This is a genomic window from Paenibacillus sedimenti (assembly GCF_014534655.1).
GTDB lineage: Bacteria > Bacillota > Bacilli > Paenibacillales > NBRC-103111 > Paenibacillus_E > Paenibacillus_E sedimenti.
The window spans coordinates 587,310-610,533 of the sequence record NZ_JACVVD010000001.1 but is presented as its reverse complement, the minus strand read 5'-3'; the positions used below and the strand labels follow the sequence as shown (position 1 = coordinate 610,533).

At 47.8% G+C, this 23,224-nt stretch carries 22 protein-coding genes; 11 read left to right on the top strand and 11 right to left on the bottom strand.

All coding sequences use genetic code 11. From position 1 onward, the window contains the following. Positions 1-6: 6 nt before the first annotated feature. Positions 7-1,656, bottom strand: coding sequence for a GMC family oxidoreductase (locus tag ICC18_RS02135; protein ID WP_188172725.1), 1,650 nt, complete (start codon positions 1,654-1,656; stop codon positions 7-9). A gap of 190 nt (positions 1,657-1,846) precedes the next feature. On the opposite strand from ICC18_RS02135, the gene ICC18_RS02130 reads away from it, so the two are divergent. From ICC18_RS02130 to ICC18_RS02110, 5 genes are all read left to right on the top strand, one after another. Beyond that, positions 1,847-2,284 carry a DUF1259 domain-containing protein gene (locus ICC18_RS02130; RefSeq protein ID WP_188172724.1) on the top strand — a complete coding sequence of 146 codons (438 nt, stop codon included), beginning with the start codon at positions 1,847-1,849 and terminating at the stop codon, positions 2,282-2,284. 149 nt (positions 2,285-2,433) lie between these two features. After that, positions 2,434-3,348 carry a decaprenyl-phosphate phosphoribosyltransferase gene (locus tag ICC18_RS02125; RefSeq protein WP_188172723.1) on the top strand — a complete coding sequence of 305 codons (915 nt, stop codon included), beginning with the start codon at positions 2,434-2,436 and terminating at the stop codon, positions 3,346-3,348. 22 nt (positions 3,349-3,370) lie between these two features. Further along, a complete protein-coding gene (locus ICC18_RS02120) occupies positions 3,371-3,730 on the top strand; it encodes a DMT family transporter (protein WP_188172722.1) in 360 nt (119 codons plus the stop codon). Further along, on the top strand, positions 3,717-5,507 hold the full coding sequence (locus ICC18_RS02115) for a hypothetical protein (RefSeq protein WP_188172721.1): 1,791 nt from the start codon (positions 3,717-3,719) through the stop codon (positions 5,505-5,507). Before ICC18_RS02120 ends, ICC18_RS02115 begins: the two co-directional genes overlap by 14 nt. 1 nt (position 5,508) lies before the next feature. After that, positions 5,509-5,913, top strand: a complete 405-nt coding sequence (locus ICC18_RS02110; protein ID WP_188173194.1) for a divergent PAP2 family protein — start codon at positions 5,509-5,511, stop codon at positions 5,911-5,913. Here ICC18_RS02110 and ICC18_RS02105 read toward each other — a convergent pair. From ICC18_RS02105 to tdh, 3 genes are all read right to left on the bottom strand, one after another. Beyond that, the gene (locus ICC18_RS02105) at positions 5,908-6,672 is read right to left on the bottom strand and encodes an SDR family oxidoreductase (RefSeq protein WP_188172720.1); all 765 of its coding nucleotides are present in this window, start codon (positions 6,670-6,672) and stop codon (positions 5,908-5,910) included. The two genes, ICC18_RS02110 and ICC18_RS02105, sit on opposite strands and share 6 nt — an antisense overlap. 433 nt (positions 6,673-7,105) lie before the next feature. Beyond that, positions 7,106-8,284, bottom strand: a complete 1,179-nt coding sequence (locus ICC18_RS02100) for a glycine C-acetyltransferase (RefSeq protein WP_188172719.1) — start codon at positions 8,282-8,284, stop codon at positions 7,106-7,108. 18 nt (positions 8,285-8,302) lie between these two features. Beyond that, positions 8,303-9,343: an L-threonine 3-dehydrogenase gene (gene tdh / locus ICC18_RS02095; RefSeq protein ID WP_188173193.1), complete on the bottom strand. Its 1,041-nt coding sequence runs from the start codon at positions 9,341-9,343 to the stop codon at positions 8,303-8,305. Positions 9,344-9,480: 137 nt separating this feature from the next. On the opposite strand from tdh, the gene ICC18_RS02090 reads away from it, so the two are divergent. Beyond that, positions 9,481-10,041 (top strand): helix-turn-helix domain-containing protein, encoded by a 561-nt coding sequence (locus ICC18_RS02090; RefSeq protein ID WP_188172718.1) that lies wholly within the window; start codon positions 9,481-9,483, stop codon positions 10,039-10,041. Positions 10,042-10,165: 124 nt separating this feature from the next. On the opposite strand, the gene ICC18_RS02085 is transcribed toward ICC18_RS02090, so the two are convergent. After that, on the bottom strand, positions 10,166-10,453 hold the full coding sequence (locus tag ICC18_RS02085) for a late competence development ComFB family protein (RefSeq protein WP_188172717.1): 288 nt from the start codon (positions 10,451-10,453) through the stop codon (positions 10,166-10,168). Between the two features lie 194 nt (positions 10,454-10,647). Between ICC18_RS02085 and ICC18_RS02080 the strand changes: the two genes are divergently transcribed. Beyond that, positions 10,648-11,133 (top strand): GNAT family N-acetyltransferase, encoded by a 486-nt coding sequence (locus ICC18_RS02080; RefSeq protein WP_223192252.1) that lies wholly within the window; start codon positions 10,648-10,650, stop codon positions 11,131-11,133. Positions 11,134-11,197: 64 nt separating this feature from the next. Here ICC18_RS02080 and ICC18_RS02075 read toward each other — a convergent pair whose 3' ends face one another. From ICC18_RS02075 to ICC18_RS02050, 6 genes are all read right to left on the bottom strand, one after another. After that, positions 11,198-12,829: a hypothetical protein gene (locus ICC18_RS02075; protein WP_188172716.1), complete on the bottom strand. Its 1,632-nt coding sequence runs from the start codon at positions 12,827-12,829 to the stop codon at positions 11,198-11,200. Positions 12,830-12,917: 88 nt separating this feature from the next. Further along, positions 12,918-13,625, bottom strand: coding sequence for an anti-sigma factor domain-containing protein (locus ICC18_RS02070; protein ID WP_188172715.1), 708 nt, complete (start codon positions 13,623-13,625; stop codon positions 12,918-12,920). 3 nt (positions 13,626-13,628) lie between these two features. Then, positions 13,629-14,195, bottom strand: coding sequence for an RNA polymerase sigma factor (locus ICC18_RS02065; protein WP_188172714.1), 567 nt, complete (start codon positions 14,193-14,195; stop codon positions 13,629-13,631). Between the two features lie 145 nt (positions 14,196-14,340). Continuing rightward, positions 14,341-16,023 carry a hypothetical protein gene (locus ICC18_RS02060; protein ID WP_188172713.1) on the bottom strand — a complete coding sequence of 561 codons (1,683 nt, stop codon included), beginning with the start codon at positions 16,021-16,023 and terminating at the stop codon, positions 14,341-14,343. A 440-nt stretch (positions 16,024-16,463) separates the two neighbouring features. Continuing rightward, entirely contained in the window at positions 16,464-16,670 is a 207-nt protein-coding gene (locus ICC18_RS02055; protein ID WP_223192251.1) for a hypothetical protein, read from the bottom strand. Between the two features lie 135 nt (positions 16,671-16,805). Further along, complete coding sequence (locus tag ICC18_RS02050; protein ID WP_188172712.1) at positions 16,806-18,239, bottom strand: serine hydrolase domain-containing protein; 1,434 nt, start codon at positions 18,237-18,239, stop codon at positions 16,806-16,808. A gap of 148 nt (positions 18,240-18,387) precedes the next feature. Between ICC18_RS02050 and ICC18_RS02045 the strand changes: the two genes are divergently transcribed. From ICC18_RS02045 to ICC18_RS02030, 4 genes are all read left to right on the top strand, one after another. Further along, positions 18,388-19,992: a LytS/YhcK type 5TM receptor domain-containing protein gene (locus tag ICC18_RS02045; protein WP_188172711.1), complete on the top strand. Its 1,605-nt coding sequence runs from the start codon at positions 18,388-18,390 to the stop codon at positions 19,990-19,992. Positions 19,993-19,998: 6 nt separating this feature from the next. Next, the gene (locus tag ICC18_RS02040; RefSeq protein ID WP_188172710.1) at positions 19,999-20,745 is read left to right on the top strand and encodes a LytR/AlgR family response regulator transcription factor; all 747 of its coding nucleotides are present in this window, start codon (positions 19,999-20,001) and stop codon (positions 20,743-20,745) included. 97 nt (positions 20,746-20,842) lie between these two features. Continuing rightward, positions 20,843-22,903 (top strand): carbon starvation CstA family protein, encoded by a 2,061-nt coding sequence (locus tag ICC18_RS02035; RefSeq protein ID WP_312029467.1) that lies wholly within the window; start codon positions 20,843-20,845, stop codon positions 22,901-22,903. 4 nt (positions 22,904-22,907) lie between these two features. Further along, positions 22,908-23,102 (top strand): YbdD/YjiX family protein, encoded by a 195-nt coding sequence (locus ICC18_RS02030; protein ID WP_188172709.1) that lies wholly within the window; start codon positions 22,908-22,910, stop codon positions 23,100-23,102. Positions 23,103-23,224: the final 122 nt, after the last annotated feature.

Here is a 23,224-nt window from a genome sequence, read left to right as displayed (position 1 = left end):
TATCGTTCATTCTTCATACTCTCCATATCGTTTACTTTTGTTTCTATGAGTTCGAAAATATCTATTTCTTAATCGTAATTGCCGTGCAATTGTATAACCAACGAGATATGCAGGGGCTGCCGTATTACCGTCCACGGTAAATGGAAAAATGGAAGCATCGGCAACTACCAAGTTTTTGACTCCATGAACCCGTCCCCGGCGATCGACAACACCTCCCCTTTGTAGAGGGGCCATTCGAAGTGAACTTTGTTGATGATGATTATGTGCAAAATTTTGCTTGATAAACTCCTCGAGCTGCGTGTCGTCATCGATTACCTCCGGCGTTGGAGACATGAGCCGATATGCAGGGTCAATTCGCGCAAGCTCTTCTGCGATATTTCTTATATAAATTTTATAAATGTTTTTGACTGTATCCAAATCGCCGGGAATCGTAAGAAATCCCTCGTCGGCTAGCACAATTTTCATTGGATCGTTATTCTGTATTTTAATGGACCCGCGGCTTCTGGGGCGTAAGAAAATGATAGCGATAGCTAATGAACTGTTTGAGCCGATTCCAACAAGCTGCACCTCCCGGCGTTTCGGATCCGCCCCGGGTGTCGGATTAGGCAAGAATGCACCGCCAGTGTAAAGGGCATTTGGATCGTCAGAAGGCAATGCTCTATCATTCGGATTGGTCGTAAAAACCGCAAAATTAAGTGTGTGATTTCTGAGGTGTTTACCCACATTCGGATTATTAAATAGAACAGGAATTCCTGCTTTTCTAAGAAGTTGAGCGGGTCCTATTCCGGACAGCATTAAAAGCTGGGTGCTATTAATACCTGCAGAAACGATGACCATCTTGCGAGCGAAAACGCGTATGCACTTGCCCTCTTTGAGAAATTCCACTCCAACAGCGCGTTTATTGGAAAAAAGCACACGAAGAACTGTAGATTTATAGAGAACTCTCAACTTTCGTCCTTTTATACCATGACCGTTTGAGGTCATAATATCTGATGAGAGAAAGGCAGTTGAGGCGCTTTCCCTGCGACCGTTTGGCTTCTGATACAATTGCCAGCGGGTAAAGGGACCAAGGGGCGTTTTAGGATCATTATAGTCAAGAATCTCTTGGAATCCGGTCGCTAGTTCGATGGCTGTAACTAGTTTCTCTGCCATGACGGTAGGATTTACCGGAGCCTGCCTTATGTGGATACGGCCCTTAAACCCGTGTGCACCGGGGTTATTGGTCTCGCCGTTATATTTCTCCAATCTTTTAAAATGGCGAATAGCCCGTCCGGGCGACCAAAGCGGTCCTAGAAGCCGTTCCCACTCCCTAAAAACTACTGATGTAGGCCGTACATACTGTTCGCCGTTAATCGAAGAACCGCCTCCTGAGAGTCGCCCTGTTGTCCATTCAAAAGTACGCTCATCAAGTTCTTCCTGCGGCACTCCTTCTCCTTGCCAGAAGTATTGCGGAAAAAAACTTTCTTCAAGCTCGGGAGCAAATGTAGAATCCCTAATCGGCTCATCTCTGTCGTTATTTTCCCCTGCTTCCAGGACAAGAACGGAAGTCTTTTTATCATCCGTAAGCATCTTTGCAATCACGGAACCGGCTGGACCCGTCCCAATTACAATATAGTCAAAAATGAGTTTCCTGCCGTTCTTTTTAAGATTATTCATTAAATGATCTCCTTATTGTAGAGTTGGGCTATTGTAGCGTATTAGTCTGTTTTGTCCGGTGTGCCGAACTATTTTAAAAATCATAACGATTGCTGGAAAAACAAACGAATCATCCGTATGTTAAGCCCTTACCTAAAATTGTTCTCTTCCATAGTATGTGGATAGATTAATGGATATGGAGGAGTGTTCAATGGCAGTAAGCCCGCTTTGTCAACAGTTTGCTTCAATTCTAAGAGCCCAGCCGCAAATCATTAATGGTGTTTGTACGGCTTCTTCGGTCAGAAACAATATTAGACCGACCATCTTAGGTAAAAACTCAAGATCATTTCTGACGATCCCTCAAGCTTTTTCTTTTGAAAGTGTCGGCCGCGATGGAAGAGCCTTATGCCTGGGTGAAACCGTTATTTTAACGGCAGAAATAAATCCTTTTATATCGCGGCTCCGCAGACATGGAGTGATAGTAACGGCTTTGCATAACCACTGGCTGTTTACAAATCCCAATCTGTGGTACATCCATTTCGAAAAGGTAGACAGACCGTTAAATTTTGCAAGAGGCGTGCGTGATTCCCTCAATGTATTGACAACAAGAATAGTAAGACCGACTGTTCTGAAAAAAAGAACCAGATAATCGTAAAAGCATGGCTCGACCAGCATAATGGCTGATCGAACCATGCTTTTTCTTATTACTCCTTTACAAAATCACCACAATAAATCAGTGAAAAATTAATATTGCAATGACAAATATCAATTAAGGTGTAAAAAAAGGAGTTGATGGAAATGATTCCAAGTCGCGATGCGTTACCCGCCAGAACTTCAACATCGTTTGTAGAAACCGTGAAACTCTTGCTTTTGCAGCTTCGCCCCAAACAATGGAGTAAAAATTTGCTCGTATTCGCCGCACTTATTTTTTCCGTCGATAATGATCAGGTCATGAATTGGCAACTTGGCGTAGGTGCCTTCTTCCTCTTTTCCTTTGTATCGGGATGCGTTTATATTTTGAACGATTTTATGGATCGGGAAGCCGATCGGCTGCATCCTGAAAAACGCTTGCGTCCGATGGCTTCTGGAGCGCTTCATCCTGGACTGGCGCTTACTGTAGGAGCAATCTTATTAGTTAGTTCCTTGATTGTTGCCTTTACGATGCATCCTTTGTTCATGCTGCTGCTTACTCTTTACTTTGTCATGAATGTCGCTTATTCCATCAAGCTTAAGCATGTCGTGATTATCGATCTGATGATTTTGGCCTCGGGTTTTGTCATTCGGGCGCTCTGCGGGGGTATTGTCGTCGGTTTGATATTCACACCGTGGTTCCTGCTTTGTGTATTCCTTCTATCTTTATTTCTGGCTATCGGCAAACGCCGCCACGAACTTCTGCTGCTTCAGAATAACAAGGGCTCGCACCGCAAAGTGCTTGATTCGTATTCGGAGCCGCTGCTGAATCAAATGTCCATGATCGTCACGACGATGGCGATTATGTGCTACTCCATGTTCACATTCATGTCCGGGCATTCCATCTATTTGATGTGGACGATACCGCTAGTCATTTACGGCATTTTCCGTTATTTGTATTTGATTCACGTTCTGGGCAAAGGCGGAAAGCCCGATGCGCTGCTTTTTGAAGATAAAGGCATCTTGTCCTGCGCCCTTTTGTTCGGTATTTCCGTCGTCGTTATTTTACACTTGTTTGGTTGATCTCAAGAAAGGAGCTGTGCCGATGCAGGCTTACATATTTGTCTTTTCTTCGATTTTGCTCGGTGCGGTCGGGCAGGTGCTGATGAAGCTAGGAGCAACCAAGTTGAATATGGCTGCCGCCACTTCATTCTTTGCGAAGCTTCTGACGATGTTTACGCAGCCTTATATCATCGCAGGATTGTTTTGCTACGGCTTATCAGCTGTATTTTGGATATTCGGCTTAACCCGTCTTCAGTTGTCTGCGGCTTATCCGATGGTGGCTGCCGGTTATGTTATTGTGTTTATATTGGCAGTATTTCTTTTTAAAGAAACGGTTTCACTGGTGAAAATCGGAGGATTGTTAATGATTATCATGGGAGTGATTGTCCTTGCCAAATCCTAGCACTGCGCCTGCAGCCCAACCTGCGCGTTCCGTGAATCTGATAGCCGGCTTGGCTGAATGGGGACTGGCCGTTTCTTTCGGCTTGATGGGAAGTCTGGGGATTTTGTATGTCTCTGCATATTTGATTCTGCTAGCACGTTTTCCTTTTCAGCCTCTAACGGTATCAACCGTGTTCTTAATAATTGTAGGATGCCTCTTGCTATGGGGGAGGATGGTAAAACGGGTTCTTTGGCGCAAACTTGGGATCACCCTGTTGCCTGTCTGCGTGATCCTGTTATTGGCCGTTTGGGGTTCGGGGCTTATCTACGATACTTCCTTCGATGGACAAGGGTATCACCAGTTAGCCGCTTTCAGCATTCATAATGGCTGGAATCCGATCTACGAGCCTGAGTTTCACGATTCGCTCTGGGTGAATCATTATCCCAAAGGCATCTGGGTGCTGGCTGCCGCTATCTATACGCTTACCGGTCATTTGGAATCAGGAAAAGCTGTCAATCTTATTGTGATGATTGCATCTTTCTGCGCTACCTTTGGGACTCTGTTGAAATGCTGGTCTCTTTATGAACCGCAGGTGCAGGAGCGAAAACAAATCATGCCGGTTTTCCTCCGTCCCCTTATGGCTCTCCTCCTTGCTGTATGCGCAGCTTGCAATCCGGTGACGCTTGTCCAATTACTTACGAACTACAACGACGGCGCTATTGCCAGCCTATTGCTTACGTTGATAAGCGCATGCATCTGCTATGCGGTGAGTCACGATCGTAAAGCTCTTTCTTTAGCTGCAATAGCTGTAGTTATTCTGGTCAATATTAAGTTCACGGCAATTGCCTATGCCGGACTTATTTGCACATGGCTTGTCGTTGCTCTGATCGTTTTGGAACTAAGGAAGGACGGTGCGAACGGTTGGTCATTGGGAAAAAGACTTTTTCATTCCTGGAAACGGCCTCCTGTGCTTCGCGCCATCCTTGTTTTGATGGGCAGCGCGTTAGTCGGTCTCGTTGTGTTCGGATGGAACCCCTATGTTGTTAACGCCATGAACTATGGGCATCCTTTTTATCCGCTTACCGGGAAGAACGCCATCGATATTATGACTTTAAATTCTCCGCACAATTTTATCGGGGAGAACCGATTGAAAACGTTCCTGCTCTCGTATACTTCCAAAACGGTAGATGCCATCACGCCGATGGACGCTACCCGTGCGATGCTATGGCCTATCCCGTGGGAAGACTTTCAGCATGTAAACGTCGATACTCGGGTTGCGGGTTTTGGCCCTCTTTCGCCATGGATTCTGATCGGATCTGCTTTCACGTGGGTACTCGTGTGCATCTTCCGCCCGAGGACAGCTGCGTTCTCGACTCTACTCATTTTGGCATTGTTAACGACTGTATTTATTAATCCGGAGCCGTGGTGGGCCAGATACGTACCCCAATTGTGGCTCGTACCGTTACTTGTTGCCATGGCGGGTATGTGGTCACAACGACGTTTCGTTCAAGGAATCGCCTTGTTGTTGTTCATCATCATGGGCACAAATGCGTTGAAATCCGCAGACGCTATATTCCACACACACATTAAACAAAGCGTGCAAGTTCAAGAACAGTTTGCAGCCCTGACCGGAAAACAGCTTACCGTGTACCCGAACGGATTTATATCCCCTATGGTGCATTTAAAAGAACGGGGAATCGCGTATTCGCTCGCGGCGGGCAAGGAACCTATCTGCCGAAACCCTATGACATTTGCTTTTACTCAGGCCTTTTACTGTGACAATCAGGAGAGTGAATAAGATGTATGCCATGTATGCAATAGCCCCCTTTCTCGCCTGGTTATGTGCGGGGATACTGAAATTCGTCATCAATCAATTGCGTTATGGGAATGCCCGTGCGCGCATCGGTAATGGCGGATTTCCCAGCAATCACACGACGATTATGACAACCACCGTCATGCTGATCGGGTTTCGCGAGGGCTTTGATAGCGCGTTATTCGGCCTGGGGGCAGCGATCACGTTCATCGTCATCATTGACGCAACGGGTCTCCGCCGACATGTCGGCCGGCACGCCGAACGCATCAATGCGCTTCAAGAGATGAATAATGGCCCAAAGCTGCGTGAGAGCATGGGCCATAATCGGATTGAAGTATTAGGCGGTTTAGTCCTCGGAAGTCTTCTCGGGTATGTCTTGAGTCTATTATAGATGTGAGCCGCCACTGGCATCGATCAGTTGACCGGTTACCCAGCGGCCGTCGGGAGAGGCAAGAAAAGCGGCAATGTCCGCTACATCCGCAGGCTGCCCCCATCTTCCAAAAATCGAAAAATCCGCACCAAACTTTCGAGCTTCCGGATTTTCCAGTAATGCAGCATTCATGTCTGTGGCAATGAATCCTGGTTGGATCGCATTGACCGTAATCCCTCTCGGTCCAAGCTGTTTGGCCAAGGTGAGCGTAAGGGTGTTAATGGCTCCTTTCGTCATGCTGTATGCGGTAATGTCGGGAATGGCTATTCTCGTCACTGCGGATGAAAGATTAATAATACGTCCATCCTCCCGCAATCGTGGTAAAGCTTGTTGAATCAAGAAAAACGGAGCTTTTACATTGATTGCCATCGCTTCATCAAACGACGACTCCGTCAAATTTTCAACAGATCCAAATACCGGTATGCCGGCGTTGTTCACCAGAATATCGAAGTCGGAGCTTCCGGTGCGATCTTGCAGCGCCTCCGAAAATGACGCGTAAAGCGCTTCAACACCACTTAATGATCCAAGATCCGCTCCGATCGTGAAAGCAGCTCCGCCATTCTTTTCTATTTCGCGAACCACCTCTTCCGCAGCATCCCGGTTTTTCCCGTAATGAACGGCAACTAATGCACCCTCTTCTGCCAGCCGCCCCGCGATAGCGCGACCTATCCCCCGGCTTGCTCCTGTAATTAATGCAACTTTGCCTTGCAGTTTACTCACATGATCATCTCCCTAGTGAATTTCGAGAGCACCCAATTTCTTCGGTGCTTCTTGATATAGTTTTATCACAGGATGGCTTTAGAATTGTTGCCCTCTCATTCCTATAGGATGTAAATGGGAGTGGCAGCTGAGATACGTGTGTGGCGGCGGGGTAGTGAGTAAATGACGTTCCTCTTGAGAACAAAGTTCGTTATTAGAGTACTTGCTTGACGCTATTTTATTGGGGTAACCACCAAATCATAGCTTCAGCGACCAAAGTTCTCTATGTAACGAACATTGTTCGTTCATCAGCGCCACTTGGTCTCTATACCCCAATTTACGAATTTCTGGCTAGATTTAGCGCCCATAGTGTCGTTAATAACGAACGGTGGGCCCTAAAAAAGCGCAGCCCAATCAGCCGAAAGACCGATGGACTGCGCTTCTGAGCACGTTATTATGAAATAATCCCAAATTCCCGGCCGACCTTCTGCAAGCTGTTTAAAGCAAAAGCAAGATCGTCCTTCGTATGCTGCGCCGTCACGATGAGTCTTACGCGGCCTTTATCCATCGCTACCGTCGGATAGACAATGCCTTGCGCGAAAATGCCTTCCTCCAGTAGACGGTCGGAAAAGCGCATCGTTTGCGCCGGGTCGCCGATAATGACCGGAATAATCGGTGTTTCGCTAGCTCCCGTATCGAAGCCTAGCCGCTTCAGATCCGCTCGAAACCCATTGGCATTGTCCCAAAGCTTAGCGACTAGATCCGAGCTCTCTTTCAGCACTTGAATGGCGGCCAAGCAGGTCGCTGCAACCGCCGGCGCTTGCGACGTACTGAAAAGGAAAGGCCGCGCCGAGTGAATGAGATGCTCCTTCAGCAACTGAGCGCCGGCCACATAACCGCCAACAGCGCCGATCGCTTTGGATAAGGTGCCGATCTGGATGTGCACTCTGCCATGCAGGCCGAAGTGATCTGCCGAGCCTTTGCCGTTCGTACCTAACACACCGCTGGCATGGGCATCATCCACATATACGATGGCATCGTACGCTTCAGCCAATTGCACAATATCGGGAAGCGGAGCGATATCCCCGTCCATACTGAACACACCGTCGGTAACAACGACGCGCTTGCGGTGATGCTGCGTTTCTTTCAGAACTGCTTCCAGCTGATCCATGTCTTTGTGGGCGAAAATTTTACGGCTCGCCTTGGTCAGTCGAATCCCGTCAATGATACTCGCATGGTTCAATTCGTCGCTGATCACGACATCATCAGCGCCAAGTATCGCTGAAAGTGCGCCTTGATTCGTCGTGAAGCCGGATTGGAATACAAGCGCAGCTTCCGTGCCTTTGAATTTGGCCAGCTCCAGTTCCAGTTCATTGTGGATATCAAGCGTCCCTGTAATCGTCCGGACCGATCCGCTGCCTACGCCGTATTTTTCAATGGCCTCAATTGCCGCTTTCTTCAGCTCTGGATGATGAGTTAATCCTAAATAGTTATTAGAGGACATCTGGAGAATTTTTCTTCCGTTCAGATTCATCCATGTATCGGAGCCGCTTTCCCATACTTTGATCGTCCGATATCGCCCTTCGCGTTTCCAGCTATCGATATCCGCAGCCAAATCGTTCAAATAGTTCATAGTAGCCGCCTCCTGATTTTAATGGATAAATACAATTTTACCGCATTGACCGGTATCCATTAATCGAAAAGCTTTCTCGTATTGATCTAACGTGAATCTATGCGTGATGACCGATGCAAGATCAATTCGCTTCTGTTTCAGCAAACCTTTCATCTGGTACCAGGTCTCGTACATCTTGCGTCCCGTTATTCCTTCAACCTTCAACCCTTTAAAAATAATATGATTAGTCACGTCCAAACTGACCTCTCTCGTCGGGATGCCGAGCAAAGAAATTCGCCCTGCATGAGCTGCAGCTTCAAATCCGTCCACGATTGCCTGGGGGTTGCCGGACATTTCAAGAACCACGTCGACGCCCTCACCGTCAGTCAAAGCGCGCAACGCATCAGATGTACGCGCTTCCATAGCGTTGATAATTACATCCGCTCCCATCTGCACGGCCATCTCCAAGCGATTCGGATTAATGTCAACAGCAAAGATGGTTCCAGCGCCACAAGCTTTTGCAACTTTAATCGCCAGTAATCCAATTGGTCCTACGCCAATAATCGCAACTGACTTACCCACAATATCACCCGACAAAACCGTCTGAACCGCATTGCCAAGCGGGTCTTGGAGACAAGCGATTTCAAAAGGCAATTTCTCATCGTTTTGAATGATATTGCCGGCCTTCACAACCGCATACTCGGCGAAGCAACCCGGCGCCGTAATTCCAAAGCTTTTTGTATGAGGACATACATGCGCATTACCGGTTCGGCATGCTTTACAAGTTCCACACACCATATGCCCTTCAGCGGATACGTGATCTCCGATTTTAACCCCTGTCACCCGTTCTCCGGTCTCGACGACGATCCCTGCAAACTCATGTCCGAATACGTTGGGCGTTACAACTGTTTTTTCCGCCCACGCATCCCATTTATAAATGTGCAGGTCCGTTCCGCAAATTGATGTTGCTTTAATCTTAACCAGCACCTCATCCGATCCGCATGTCGGAATTGGAACTTCTTTTAGGGTGGCACCGGGTCCTCGGTGCTCTTTGACCAACCCTACCATAGCAGCGCTCATCATACATCCCCCATTACAAATGCACTATATTATACGTTTGTGCGTTTTACTATCTATGTATATGATATTACACGAGTGTATGTTATATTGTAAACAGACTTTTTATAACGGAATCCAGCAATAAAGGAGCAATCATTATGAACGAACCGATCCACAAGATGGTAGGCAGAAAGATATTGAACATACGCAAAACCAGAGGATTAAGTCTAGATCAAGTCGCCGATCTGACAGGCGTCAGCAAGGCGATGCTGGGGCAAATTGAACGCGGTGATTCGAATCCGACGATCTCGGTGCTATGGAAAATCGTGAGCGGACTGCAAATATCATTCACAAGTCTGATTGAAGACGACGAACCGAAAATTACGGTTGTCCGGGCTGCGGAGCTCTCCCCCTTCGAAGAGGAGGATGGGCAGTACCGGGCCTACCCTCTGTTCCCCTTTCATCCGCAAAAAAACTTCGAAGTATACACGGTTGAGATGGAATCCGGCTGCACCCATGCCTCCGATCCCCATAACAATGGCGTCGAAGAGTATATTTTAATGGTAGCCGGTACAATTGAATTGACGATCGCCCAGGAAAGCTACATCCTGAACGTTGGCGATGCCATACACTTCTCGGCAGATCGTCCGCATACGTATACGAACTTATCTGATACGAAGGCGGTCTGTAAGACGCTGATTTATTATCCGTCTTCGTAGGAGAGGCGCCAAGTCCATAATATAAAAAAAAGCCCTCTAAGAACGGCATTCTTAGCGGACTTCTGTGGCAATTCTTCGCTTATTATTCGATTCGGACGAATAGGTGTCATATTTGTGGCAAATATCAATGCTGCTTGACCTTGTCACTCGCATGGTTTTGATTGTGTTCGACGATTAGAGCCGCTCGCATAAGCTCACTCATGACATCAGACTGCAGTTGCGGATTTAAATAAAGGCTTTTGATAAACAGCTGTCCCTTATCGCTCGACGTATATTTGGGAGGTATACGATTTAGAACGAGAGCAAGAATGTCTTCCTTGCATTGCTCGCACTCGCACTTAAGTTCATAGCTTTTTTGAAACTCTTCATACATGTTGCTGACGATTGTTTCTACTGCATTATATAGTCCCATTTTTGTTCAGACTCCTCTACAAAAGAGATAGTTTCAGATTGTGTCCAAATCCACTATCGTCATCCTTATTAAACCATGACGCCTGATTTATATCAATCCTCCGTAATGCTCATATTGAACCATGAAAATGTTTAATAAGTGTTAGGTCATGCATGCGCTAACGCGAATTCTGAATTGAGAGAGGTGGTTATCCTATGGTAAATATTCGTCCGATTGTAATGGAAGACGTAGATTTCATGTGGGAAATGCTTTATGAGATGATTCATATTCCGGTTAACAAACCTCCTAGAGAGGAGCTGCTCAGTAAGCCGGAAGTTAAACGCTGTTTGTATGGTTGGGGAAGAACAGGAGATAGAGGGTTTATTGCTGTTGATGACGATCAAATATCTGTTGGTGCCGGATGGTATCGACTGTTTCCCGCCAATGAGCCGGGATATGGTTTTATCGACGAACAAACACCGGAAATTGAAATCGCTGTTTCCTCTTCCTCGAAAGGTCAAGGTATTGGATCCCAACTATTAAGGAGGCTGATCGAACAGGCTGGACTCGACGGATATCAAGCTATCTCCTTGAGCGTGGACCCCACCAACGCTGCTTTGCATTTGTATGAAAGATTCGGGTTCACGAAGGTTGGGACGTCGGGGACATCCTGGACGATGAAACTTGATCTGCCGAAATAATTGGTTTGCATATAAAAAGAACCTGTCGTACATCAACAGGTTCTTACTTTTGGACTGCTTTGGTTTAAAGTGCAGCCGGGGACATAAAGTATGAAAACCATAAGTTCGTCATAAAACCGTCCAATAGTACAAAATAGAAAAACTCTAATCCCACCTTGCGCTCATCCAAACCCCTTCTCCATACTCTCGTAACTGCGTAGGCAATGGCAGCGAAAAGTGTCAGAATTGCAAAATACGCGAGAAGAGACTGTAACGCAGGAGGCATAACTTGCAGCGCCGTAGCTTTACGGTAGTCTCCAATAAAGAGCGCTTTAGCCGCCAGGTACATACCGATAGACAGACCGAAGTGGAAACCGGGATGCGAATCGTAATGATGCTGGCGGAATCCGATCAATGCGAACAAATACAAGCAGGGCAGAGCGATCCATTTTAAGCCGAGCAACGCAGTGAGCAGTCCGATCCCCCATAACAGCGGTAAAGTTTGGGCAGCAATACGAATATCGTCTGTGGTCAGCTTGCTCGTTCTCTCTTTGTAAGCAGGATGATCGGTTGCATAATTCAAGTGAAATTGCCCGTCTCCCATCGGGTCAAGCCATACGACAAGAGCACTCTCTCCGATAAACGTCATCGCCGGATACTCGGCAAAGCCGCCTGACTGGCTTATCGGCATCGAAGCGGTAGGTTTACCATCTTTGAAACCTATCCGGTACACTTCTTGACTCGTCAGACGCCGATTCTTTTCGTAAACCGATGAAACAAGAAGCGATAGCTCGCCGGATGGAGCCTTGGCAAATGTCGGATGCAAAATCGTATCTGATAAGGAGGATGCCGTAACCGGAATTTGCAATTCATGGTCTTCCACCGTTACCGGGTGATCCAACGGAAAGGACAGTATCCGCAGATAGCTTTTGCCCGATTTAGATGAACTGATCCTATAAGCAGCTATCATCGATGTTCCGTATGTGCTGAACTCCAGTTCCTCCATTTTGTTGAAGGCAGCGAGCTCCACATCCTTCAGCTTATCTTCCTGTAGAGGCCGCAGCGTGTCCGCTTCCAGTTTCGCATAACCGATCGAAACTATGCCATCCTTACCCGCGCTGTAGACAACGATTATGCTGCCGTCTTTATCCAGAACGCCTTGTACCCGGCTAATGCCCGGGATATCAAGTTTCGACCAGCTAACAGCTCTTCCCGCTTTATAAATACCCGCATATAGCTCCAGCTCGCTATAAGCGAGCAGCACCCTTTTGCCATTTGGTTCACTCGTGGTTTGAAATCCTGTTATCGCACTTCCGCTCAGTTCTTTCCTTGGCGACCAAACGCCTTGACTCCACTCACTCGCGTACAGTTTGTTCCCGCTCCCGATCCAAAAAGCTTCGTTTCCGGTTAACTTGTAAGAACTGAATAGTTCAGTATCCGGTATGGGCCGTGTTTCTGAGACATACTGTCCGTCCTCCTTCACCTTCATGTAAATGAGGGTGCTTCCTGACCGGTAGGCAAAGGCGCCTTCGCCGACAATTTGCACCGGTCCCCCGTCGGTCGCCGGTTGAGGCAGGGCCGTAGCTCGACCGAACGGTTCAGGATACGGTTTCGATTGCTCTTTAGCGAGCATCCATGTGTGAATCGTTCCAATCATTAAAATGATGATTAAAAAGGGGACGCACGTATAAATATTCCTTAAAAATTTACTTTTCATTTGTAGTTTCCTTCTGAGGCTGCGCCTCGAGTCTATGACTGAACAACCTATACGATTGGGTTCGTATTCGGATTAAAAACGTTTGGCGTTAAGAACCGAGTACTTTTTTCCCCCTCGGCTGGGTGCCGTTCGGATCCGGCTCCAGCGTAACGCCGATGGAATCAATGTGCAATTCTTTAACACGAACATCATAGCTAAGTACGCCAATGCCTTTATCGTCGACTCGAAGCGTCCCGCAGTTATATTTCTTCCCGTTATGATTCAGCCAAACTTGATACGCCCAATCCCCTTGCGTTTCCTTAAGACCGGACAGATTAACGACGACATTATAGGCTTCCCCGTGTTGGACAATCCATGCCGTACCTAAGGCCGATGGCATCGAACTATCCGCCGATTTCAACGTAAACGTATTGACAACTTCAGCAGGGTTTCGCAGCAAAGCGCTTGCCGCTTCTTTGGATCGGGCAGACTCGCTGTAGTTCCACCACGTTCCCGCCATAATACCTAGTACGATAACAGCAGCAGTTCCATATAACCACGTAAACGATCGTTTGCGTTTGGGTGGTTCTGTAACACCAATTGATCTCATCACCTGCTGCTTTAAATCCGCCGGAACTTCCACTTCTTCCATGTGAAAAGGGAGCGTTTGCCATACGGCTTGCAATTCGCGCAGCTCTTCTTGACATGAGACACAGGTTCGCAGATGCCGTTCATAAGAAGCGCGTTCCAACTCCGTACACTCGCCTGTCAAATAGTTGATAATAAAGCTGCAGTCTACAGGTTCATGTTCGTTCATACGTCATCCCTCCCTCAATGATGTCAGATGCTTGCGCAATATTTTTAAACATTGGTGCAGACGGCTTTTTACCGTTCCCACAGGTTCATTCTTTTGGGTCGCAATTTCGCTTAACGAATACCCTTCCCAGTACATCAGTTCGATCAACTCGATCTGGTTCGTCGATAAATGTACGTACGCCTGTTGAATCTGCTCTCCCATCCACTTACGGGATAAAACGGACTCCGGGTCAGGTTCCCCGGAAATCAAAGCTTGCTCCCACTCTCGCGGCTCAAATCGGACCACTTCTTTCAGCTTGCGGTTCTTGCGAACGTAGTCAATAGTTATGTTGCGTGTGATCGTAATGATCCAGTTGACAAAGCCGCCTTTACTTGCGTCATAACCTTTTCCCGTCGTCCAGAGCCGTGTAAACACCAATTGTACAATTTCTCTGGCGGCTTGCTCATCCTTCATGGATTTCATGGCAAATGAATAGACCAGCTTGGCATAACGATCGTAGAGTTCTTCCAAAGCAGGATGCTCTTTGGCCATGACCAGCTTCATGAGCTCCCCATCTGTTCGATTTCGCATAGTTCGGCACTCCCCGAGTCGAAAATGACGTTTTTTTCAGTCTACCACAGATTGGGCTGAAAAAGACAAACACTCCAACCCGGCTGCCGATTGGCAGCGGGTTGGAGCTTGAATGTCAGTTTAATTTGTGATAGAACGAAGGCTTCTATCTATTTTCAGTTTTTGCCGGGTCGAGGACAAACCAAACTTTCCCTACATTTTGCCCTGTCGTATCTCCTGGGTTCTTATCCTTAATCCAATAATACAGCGGCCAGCCTTTATAAGTGTTCTGCATCGTGCCGTCGTTTCGTGTCAACACACCAAAGTCGCTTGCGTTCAAATCGCCTGATACGGTTAGATTTGCATCATAGAAAATTGGCCAGTTGACCAAACATTGGCCGACGCATGAATTCGGATCCGCTTTATCCTTCGTGAACAAATACAAAGCCATACCGTTCGAATCAACCAGATACGTGCCGAGCTGATCCGATTTGGTTGTTTTCACCGAGCTGTTCACGGCTTTCGTACCGCTGAATTTCACAGGATCAATAACGAACCATACATTTCCGACATTTTGCCCGAGTGTGTCTCCCATTTTCTTATCGTCTACCCAATAATATAAAGGGAAGCCTTTGTAGGTCGTTTGCTTTTTCCCGTCGGCACGAATGATCGTGCCAAAATCGGCCTGATTCACACCAGTAGGAGCTGAAAGGTGCTCGGCATAGAAAAGCGGCCATTTCTCCAGGCATTTGCCGGAACAGTTGCTGACACCTTTGGTATCTTTATCATAATAATAAAGCGCCATCCCGTTCGCATCCGTCAAAAAGTTCCCCAGATCAGCTTTTGTCCCAACAGAGATTCCGTTAGAAGGCTTAATGACATACCAGACCTTCCCTACCGCTTCACCAATCGTATCGCCAACTTTTTGGTCTTTCGCGAAATAATATAGCGGCCAGCCTTTATAAGTCACATGTTGTTTACCGTCTTTTCGTACGAAAACGCTGAAGTCCGCAGCATTGAACCCGGCAGGTACTATAAATTGATCATCATAAAAGATCGGCCAATTGACGAGACAGTCACCCACACAGGAATTGATGTCGGCAACATCTTTCGTAAAATAGTAAAGCGTCATCCCTTTGGAGTCGGAAAGATAGCTGCCCAGTTTTTCAGATTGTTTTAGTTGCAAGGAAGGGTATGTAAGCACATCAAGCTTATTCGAGGAGAGAATCCCCTTTGTAGATAAGTCAGCTGCCAAAGTGTTGGTACTGCCCTTCACCGGTGCCCCCAATGCCTCGATCGATGCGGTTGCTATGTTCATGTTGACGATGTTCTGCACGCCGGCGATTTTAGACAAACCCTTTTGCTCCGCAAAAGCAAGCGCCCCGGCGAACTCAAAATCCACGCCTTGCTTGTAGCCGAGCGCTTCCAGCATGACTTTGTAATAGGCCTGCGCGGTGATACCGGCTTGCGGATCGAACATATTGTCACCAGTTCCCTGCCAGCCCAGCTCAGGATGCGCTTTCAAATAGGCAAGAATCGATTGGCCTTCTTTGTACACAAGGCTCGCATCTCTAAAATTATCCTGTCCGCTGCTAAAAGCGAGTGCTTCTCGCTCCAACCCCTTCAGTCTGAGAAACATGATCGCCGCTTGAAACCTTGTGGTTGACTTGCTCAAGTACTCCGCTGTGAGTCCGTTCCCGTCCCCTTGCAAAATACCGAGATCACCCGCAACATCGGTTTCAGATTTCACAATCACTTGTTCGGCCGCCGCCGCTGTCAAGGCGGTAAGTCCCATGACAAGACCTAGCAGTAAAAGAGCTGAAAAGATCAATTTTCTAAAATTCCGCATACGTGATACCACGCCTCCTTAATAAGATGAAGATCATTCAATTCTGTATGAATGCCTTTCCTATTTAAGGTAACGAAGCTAGGATGGGATCGGTTTGATATATCTGCAAGAAAAAACTATGGCCGTACAATTATCGAAATTAGAGCACATCGCACCGAGAGTACTTTAGGTTCCGATTGTGTTGATCGTAGTCCGATTTCGCCCAATTGCAAAAGCATGGTAAATGGAGTTAGCGGCTGGAGTTTGATTTTGCCAGCTAATATTGCGCTCATCGAACACCCTCTTGCACAAACCAAGCTGCAATTATGTAAAATCGGACTTCAAACTATGTTGGTGGTTTTATCTTATATGCAATTGTGTTTTTCCGGACTTTAGTAGCAAAATGCTCGATTCCTGCACCTTTTAGATATGGCTTTTAACAAGGTGTAAGACCCAACAGCCTACGGTCGAGCCGAGGTACCGTCCGGCGTACGTGCCAGCGTCCACTCGGGAAGACGGTTGGTGCATAGATATTTGGCGGCCAGCTTCTCGTCGATATCGATTCCCAGGCCGGTGCCCTCGTTCAGATATATATATCCGCCTTTCAGCTCTGGACAGCCGGGGAACACTTCCCTGATCGTTTCGGAAAATCCGTACCATTCCTGCACACCGAAATTGGGAACGCACAGATCGAGTCTCCAGCCAGTTCAAATCCGTGTTTATGCCAATCAATCGTTGTTCTTAAGCCTAATCTCACAAGATATTCATCATCAACGATTAGAATTCTCAATGTAACCGGCTCCTTAGCTGCGTACTTTCCCTACAATCGTTATCGGCTCAACACCGCCGAACGAAACGTTCTGGTGAATTTGCAATTGAAAGGTATCCTCCGGGAACGTACATACAATCGTTAGACAGAATGGTGTCTCCACATATCTTAACGTTAACACAAGGGTATCGGCATCCCGCCATGTCGCCGAGCCAAATGCTGTATTTGCTTCTCTCATGTGCAACGTATACGTACCCTCGGACCACTCGTTTCTGCCAAAGTGTACGCCATGCTTGCCCTTATCGTTTTCTATGCTAACGATGACATGTGTTTCTTTGAAATCAAATGAAAACGCTCGAAGCCCCACTTCGTTGTCATCCAGCACATACTCAATTCCGGAAATGTCTGCTTCCATAGGAGAATGCTCAGCCGTTCTTGGAGGTTCCAAACTTAGTCCCTTCAGCAGTTTGTTCAACGACTCATCCGCCTCCCTGTCAGCAGGCAGCTCCCCGGCATTCATCGCAGGCAGCAGATGTTCCCAAATCACGTCGAGAACGTGCTGCATATCCCCCACGCCCGACGTAATCGCGATGACGGCATCCTGTTCAGGCATGACGATACAGTATTGTCCGAATGCGCCGTCTCCACGGTATGCCCCGTGACGGCATCTCCAAAATTGATAGCCGTACCCTTGCGCCCAATCCGAATTCTCATTCGAGCCATTGGCAATTTGTTTAGACGACGCTGCTTCCACCCACGCTTCAGGAAGGAGCTGTTTCCCTTGCCATCGTCCTTTTTGCAAATAAAGCTGTCCAAACTTGGCAATATCTTCAGTTGTAATCTTCATCCCCCAGCCGCCAATGTTGATGCCGCGGGGACAGCTCTCCCAAGTTGCGCCCACGATGCCAAGCGGCTCCAGCAGTCGAGGTTCAAGGTATTCAAGCAATGTAATCCCCGTTACCTTCTGTAGAATGGCGGAAAGCATATAGGTAGCCCCGTTATTGTACACAAAGTGCGTCCCTGGCTCATGATCTACAGGAAGCTGCAAAAAATTACCTGCCCAGTTATCGGAGACTTGCATCTTTCCTGAAGTGTCTTCCGCGTGGCCTGTTCCCATCATGAGCAAATGCCGAATGCTCATCGCAGATAAATGAGGTGAAATATCGGCTGGAGCTTCCTTTGGAAAAAAAGAGACTACCCGTTCATCCAGCGTAATTAGGCCCTCAGCTTCTAACAAGCCAATGGCTGTAGAAGTAAAGCTTTTACTTAATGAAAACAGCATATGAGGACGTTCAGGCAAATAAGGCGCCCACCAGCCTTCCGAAACAACATGTCCATGTCGTACGAGCATGAAACTGTGAAGCTCCAGACCGCTTTCTTGAATTTCTTTAAGAAAACTCGTTACACCAGTTGCTGGAATACCTTGAGACTCAGGCAAACTTCTTAGTAAGGATTGATTTGCGCTCATTGACTTCTCTCCTTTGACGTATCCAGAAAATGTAAATCTCCTTATCTAGTATATCATTTCATACTGCAAGTTAAATCATTTTCTGCTAGGATTACCTTATAAAAGGTTTTAAACATTTACTAACAGATTATTCAAAGGTGTGAGAACCATGCTGCAATTGTTCGTCGATATGATCGAGCGGGTCGGATTTCTGATAGCGCTTGCATTCGCCTTCTCCCGCAGCCGTTGGATGCGCAGCTATATGAGCTATCAGGGCGATAAGACGTACCAGTGGCGGTTTCTTTTCTTTTTCACCGCTTATGCGATTCTTGCCACCTACTCCGGTGTAACCGTTACGGAATATTCCTACCGGCCGGCCCCATGGATCGGCGAGGTTTCTCCGACAGCGGCAATCGCCAATTCACGAACGGTAGGCGTCGTCATTGCGGGTCTGCTTGGCGGGGCCAAAAGCGGGCTCATCGTCGGTATTGCGGCCGGTTTGCATCGCTACAGCTTAGGCGGCTTTGTTGCTTTTGCTTGCATGATCGCCCCTATCCTGCAAGGTTTCCTGGCGGGACTTTGCCGCAACGCATTCAAGAAACGATTCCGCAAGGTGGCCTCCGTGCAGCTCGCCTTTCTCGTCGGTTTCATGGCTGAAGCGCTGCAAATGGCGCTTATTCTCGCGCTGGCTAGGCCCTGGGAGAGTGCGCTGAACCTCGTTGCGCTCATTGGTTTGCCTCAAATGCTCGCTAACGGCGTAGGCGTTGCACTCTACTTCGTGCTGTACAATACGATGGAGCGCGAAGAAGATCGTATCGGTGCGGAGCATGCGAATAAAGCGCTGCAAATCGCCGATATGACCTTGCCGCTGTGGCGGCTCGAGTTCAATATGGCGGTGCGCGAAATCGCCAAAGTGTTGAATGAGGAAATGAAAGCGGCCGGCGCTTTCTTCAGCAAAGACGGCTCATCATGGATTGCTGAAGGCAGAAAAACGAAGTATGGGATCGACCTGTTCATCGGCAGTCCGAATCAGCGTCCGATCGGGCAATTCCGCTTGTATTTTGAGCGGGAGCAAGAAGATAATCCGTATCGCAGACGCATGCTGGCGTCGCTAGCCGGACTGCTCTCCCAGCAGTATGCATTCGTCGAATCCGAGAGGCAGACGCAGCTGCTGGCCGATGCGGAAATTCGCTCGCTGCAGGCGCAGATGAACCCGCATTTCCTGTTTAACGTGCTGAACACCGTTAAATCGTTCATCCGGACCAAGCCGGAAGAGGCCCGCCAGTTGGTCATGCATTTGTCCAAATTTTTGCGCAAAAATATGGGCAACGGCAACCAGAGGATGATTACGATCCGTGATGAATATGAATTGGTTATTTCCTACCTGAGCTTGAACAAATCCCGTCTTGGGGATCAGCTGGAGTTTTCCGCGGATATCGATGAAAGCATACTGGATCATCAGATTCCCCCTTTTACCATTCAGCCTCTCGTCGAGAACGCGATCGTTCATGGCATCAAAAACATAGAGGGAATTGGTGTGATCCGGCTTTCCGTGAAGGAAGAAATCGAAGGTGGAGTACGTCATGCGCGCGTTACCGTCGAAGATAACGGGGTCGGATTGGAAACCGCCCGTCTTCAGAATGGGGAAGAACACGCAGGCATGGCACTGCGCAATATTGAACAGCGTCTTAGCTACCACTATGGCAAGGAGCATCCGCTCGAGATTGACAGCAAGCCGGGTGCAGGCACAAGAATCAGATTTTGGGTGAGGTGATTGGCGTTGGGCTGGAATATTGTGATTGCGGACGATGAGGCACCGGCTAGGGAAGAACTGGTGTATCTCCTGGAGCAGTTCCATGATGTGGACAAGGTGACTCATGCGACCTGTGGCATGGATGCCATTAAGAAAGTAAAAGAACAAACCCCGGATGTGCTGTTTCTCGATATGGAAATGCCGGATTTGAACGGGCTGCAGATCGCCGAAATCGTGGGCGAAATTCAGCCGCAGGTGAAGATTGTCTTCTCCACTGCGTACGATCAGTATGCGGTCCATGCGTTTAAGCTGCGGGCATTCCACTACATGCTCAAGCCTTACGACGAAGAAGACTTAGCCATCGTCTTTCGTGAGCTGCGTAAGAGTCAGCTGGAGACGGCATCTGTTATCCCGGTTAACGCGACGACTGCCGGAGCGACGAGCGTGAAGCTGGCTCTTGAATTGGAAGAAGGTATCAAGTATGTCTTTCCGAAGGACATTGTTTATATCAGCAAAGAAGGCAAATATGTCCAGGTTCATATTCGCGATCAAGCTTATGACGTCACTTATACGTTATCAGAGCTCGAACAAAAACTGGAACCTTTCGGATTCTTTCGCTGTCACAAAAGTTACCTGGTCAACTTAGGCTCTATTGCCGAATTGAAGTCATGGGTCAACGGTGCTTATAACCTCTTAATGGACGATGCGCTGCGCAGCAGTATCCCTGTCAGCCGGAATTACGTGAAAATGCTGCGTTTGAAACTTGAAATTTAACATCATACCAGCCCAAATCAGCATGATACGCTCCAGGTATTTCGTGTGGGCAACAAAACATTTATACTTCATGTAAACGCTTACTAGGAGTGATAATGTGAAGAACAAACTATTGTCCTATTTGATCTGGGGGGCCATTGCGGCGCTTGGCGCAGCGGGTTTCGCGATGCTGGCGCTTTCCAATGGAGAGAAAATTTCCGCAGCGTGGCTGATTATCGCCGCAATCTGTACGTATGCTTTTGGCTATCGATTTTATAGCCGCTTTATCGCAAAAAAGATCTACGAGCTAAACGACAGCCGTGCTACACCGGCTCATGTGCATAACGATTCCAAAGACTACGTCCCTACGAATAAATTTGTACTGTTTGGCCATCACTTTGCAGCCATCGCCGGCGCAGGGCCGCTTGTCGGTCCGATCTTGGCGGCACAAATGGGCTATTTGCCCAGCATCCTGTGGATTATTATCGGAGCGGTGCTGGCCGGCTGTGTACAGGACTTCGTAACTCTCGTCGGTTCCATGCGGAGAGACGGAAAGTCGCTCGGGCAAATGGCCAAAGACGAAGTCGGACGATTCGGCGGTACGTTAGCGTCAATTGCAACGCTAGCCATCCTCATTATTATCGTCGCTGTTCTTGGACTCGTTGTCGTTAAAGCTTTAGCCGAGTCGCCTTGGGGCATGTTTACGATCGCTATGACCATGCCGATTGCCGTATTCATGGGCTTTTATATGCGATATATTCGCCCTGGCAAAGTGATTGAGGGCTCCATTATCGGTTTTGTCTTACTGATGATTGCTTTATGGGCAGGACAATTCGTAGCGGAAAGTCCGGCACTCGCCAAACTATTCACTTTCACCGCTCCGCAAATCGCCATCATGATGGTCATATACGGATTGATTGCTTCCATTTTACCGGTATGGGTACTGCTTGCTCCCCGTGACTATTTAAGCTCTTTCTTGAAAATCGGCGTCATTATTCTTCTTGCCGGCGGCATCATGGTTATTTTACCGGAATTGAAAATGCCGGCCGTGACCAAATTTATTGACGGCACAGGACCGGTATTCTCCGGCAATTTATTCCCGTTCTTATTCATTACGATCGCATGCGGCGCAGTTTCCGGATTCCATTCCTTAATTTCTTCCGGTACGACACCGAAAATGATCGATCGCGAAAGTCATGCTCCCTTTATCGGTTTTGCCGGTATGGCCGCCGAGTCTTTCGTCGCAGTCATGGCACTGATCGCGGCATGCGCCCTTGAGCCAGGCATCTATTTCGCGATGAACTCTTCGCCTGCTGTAATCGGAACCGATGCAGCTGCCGCAGCAGCCAAAATCTCATCGTGGGGCTTCACGCTGACTCCGGATCAGATAACAGCCACGGCCAAAGAAATCGGCGAAAAAACGATTCTCTCCAGAACAGGCGGGGCACCAACGCTTGCTGTAGGTATGGCTGAGATTTTCTCTTCGTTCCTGGCAGGAGCCAAAGCGTTCTGGTATCACTTTGCCATCCTTTTCGAAGCCGTATTTATCTTAACAGCGGTGGATGCCGGTACTCGGGTAGGCCGCTTTATGCTCCAGGATTTAATCGGTAATTTCTACAAGCCGTTTGCCAAAACCAATGTTTTCGCCTATAACTTCATTGCTTCGATTCTTGTTTGTTCCGCTTGGGGCTACTTCTTGTATCAAGGGGCAGTCGATCCGTTCGGCGGCATCAATTCCTTATGGGCGCTGTTCGGTATCGCCAATCAAATGCTGGCAGCAATTGCACTCGCCGTAGCCGCCACCATCATGATCAAGATGGGCAAAGCCCGCTACGCCTGGGTCGGCATCGTTCCTTTCGTGTTCCTGGCGGTGACGACTTTAACGGCAGGATTCCAAAAAGCATTCTCCGCTAACGCCAGCATCGGATTTTTGGCAGCAGCGAAAAAATACCAAACAGGCATCGACAACGGTCAAGTCATCGCGCCTGCAAAGAATATGGACGTCATGCATCAAATCGTGACGAACAACTATGTGGATGCAATTCTTACGATCTTCTTCGGTATCGTCGTTATTCTCATGATTATTGAATCTTTACGAGTCTGGTATCGAATCCTGATTCAAAAACAGCGGCCGAAATTACATGAAGCGCCGTTTGTACAATCCACTTTCGGAGCGTGATGCCATGAAAACGGTAACGAACCTTGTTCGGAAGGCCAGAGCGACCATCAAGATCATTTTCAGCATCCCGGATTATGACAAATATTTGAAGCATCAGCAAGAGCATCATCCCGAGGCAACGCCAATGACGGAAAAAGAGTTCTACATGTGCTCGCTGCATGAGCGTTACAATAGCGGCAAAATAAATCGCTGCTGTTAACGTAGCGGGCTGTCCGACTTGAAACCCCTTGGCTTTCTTTTCGTAGTAATAAGTAAAGCCAAAGGAGGAATGCAGAGTGCTCAAACATTTGCTTCATAAACTATTAGGATCTGTTCTCCATT

Bases quoted from the DNA above. Each gene is read 5' to 3' on its own strand.
- ICC18_RS02135 (WP_188172725.1), bottom strand. From the start codon at position 1,656: ATGAATAATCTTAAAAAGAACGGCAGGAAACTCATTTTTGACTATATT.
- ICC18_RS02130 (WP_188172724.1), top strand. From the start codon at position 1,847: ATGGCAGTAAGCCCGCTTTGTCAACAGTTTGCTTCAATTCTAAGAGCC.
- ICC18_RS02125 (WP_188172723.1), top strand. From the start codon at position 2,434: ATGATTCCAAGTCGCGATGCGTTACCCGCCAGAACTTCAACATCGTTT.
- ICC18_RS02120 (WP_188172722.1), top strand. From the start codon at position 3,371: ATGCAGGCTTACATATTTGTCTTTTCTTCGATTTTGCTCGGTGCGGTC.
- ICC18_RS02110 (WP_188173194.1), top strand. From the start codon at position 5,509: ATGTATGCCATGTATGCAATAGCCCCCTTTCTCGCCTGGTTATGTGCG.
- ICC18_RS02100 (WP_188172719.1), bottom strand. From the start codon at position 8,284: ATGAACTATTTGAACGATTTGGCTGCGGATATCGATAGCTGGAAACGC.
- tdh (WP_188173193.1), bottom strand. From the start codon at position 9,343: ATGAGCGCTGCTATGGTAGGGTTGGTCAAAGAGCACCGAGGACCCGGT.
- ICC18_RS02090 (WP_188172718.1), top strand. From the start codon at position 9,481: ATGAACGAACCGATCCACAAGATGGTAGGCAGAAAGATATTGAACATA.
- ICC18_RS02085 (WP_188172717.1), bottom strand. From the start codon at position 10,453: ATGGGACTATATAATGCAGTAGAAACAATCGTCAGCAACATGTATGAA.
- ICC18_RS02080 (WP_223192252.1), top strand. From the start codon at position 10,648: ATGGTAAATATTCGTCCGATTGTAATGGAAGACGTAGATTTCATGTGG.
- ICC18_RS02075 (WP_188172716.1), bottom strand. From the start codon at position 12,829: ATGAAAAGTAAATTTTTAAGGAATATTTATACGTGCGTCCCCTTTTTA.
- ICC18_RS02070 (WP_188172715.1), bottom strand. From the start codon at position 13,625: ATGAACGAACATGAACCTGTAGACTGCAGCTTTATTATCAACTATTTG.
- ICC18_RS02065 (WP_188172714.1), bottom strand. From the start codon at position 14,195: ATGCGAAATCGAACAGATGGGGAGCTCATGAAGCTGGTCATGGCCAAA.
- ICC18_RS02060 (WP_188172713.1), bottom strand. From the start codon at position 16,023: ATGCGGAATTTTAGAAAATTGATCTTTTCAGCTCTTTTACTGCTAGGT.
- ICC18_RS02050 (WP_188172712.1), bottom strand. From the start codon at position 18,239: ATGAGCGCAAATCAATCCTTACTAAGAAGTTTGCCTGAGTCTCAAGGT.
- ICC18_RS02045 (WP_188172711.1), top strand. From the start codon at position 18,388: ATGCTGCAATTGTTCGTCGATATGATCGAGCGGGTCGGATTTCTGATA.
- ICC18_RS02030 (WP_188172709.1), top strand. From the start codon at position 22,908: ATGAAAACGGTAACGAACCTTGTTCGGAAGGCCAGAGCGACCATCAAG.